Origin of the sequence: Roseomonas sp. TAS13 (assembly GCF_001950415.1) — a bacterium.
GTDB classification, from domain to species: domain Bacteria; phylum Pseudomonadota; class Alphaproteobacteria; order Acetobacterales; family Acetobacteraceae; genus Roseomonas; species Roseomonas mucosa.
Map to the genome: position 1 here is coordinate 1 of NZ_BDLP01000748.1, position 818 is coordinate 818.

Here is an 818-nt window from a genome sequence, read left to right on the forward strand (position 1 = left end):
GCTGGAAGGGCGCGACCCGGCGGCGGGCGCGGAGGCGGCACTGACCACGGCGCGCGAGGCGGCCTCGGTGCCGGACCTCGCCGCCGTGACGGTGGCACTGCGGGTGCTGGCGCGGCTGCCGGGGTGAGGCGGGACGGGGAGGGGCGGCGCCTGTCCCTCCTCCGTCCCCGGGTGATGCCCGCGAGGGGCGGGCGGAGAGGGGAAGTGGATTGAACCGACGAGCTTTCGCCTGGGCGCTCTACGACTGGGCGAACAGCGCCTTTCCCACCATGGTCTCCACCTTCGTCATCGCCGCCTATTTCACCCAGGCCGTGGCGCCCGGTCCGGCGCAGGGACAGGCGATGTGGGGCTGGATGCAGAGCTCGGCGGCGGTGGCGATCGCGCTGCTCTCGCCCGTGCTGGGCGCCGTGGCGGATGCCGGGGGGCGGCGGCGCCTGCTGCTGGGCCTCTGCACGCTGCTGGCGGCGCTGCTGACGGCGCTGGTCTGGTTCGCCCGGCCCGACCCGTCCTGGACGCTGTGGCTGCTCGCCTGCGTCGGGGGCGCGACCGTGGCCTTCGAGGTCGGCACCGTCTTCTACAACGCCATGCTGCCGCAGGTGGCGCCGCCGGAGCGGATCGGGCGGGTCTCGGGGCTGGCCTGGGGGTTGGGCTATGCCGGCGGGCTGGCCTGCCTCGCCCTGGCGCTGGTGCTGCTGATCCGGCCCGACCCGCCGCTCTTCGGGCTGGACAAGGCGAGCGCCGAGCCGGTGCGGGCGGCGGCGCTGCTGACGGCGGCCTGGATGCTCGGCTTCGGTTGGCCGGTGCTGTTGGCCGTGCCG

At 75.7% G+C, this 818-nt stretch carries 1 protein-coding gene; it reads left to right on the plus strand.

Translation table 11 applies throughout. The features are described 5' to 3' along the window. Nucleotides 1–209: 209 nt before the first annotated feature. Nucleotides 210–818: MFS transporter (locus ROTAS13_RS25295; protein WP_171979255.1), on the plus strand; the 609-nt coding region annotated here is incomplete at its 3' end.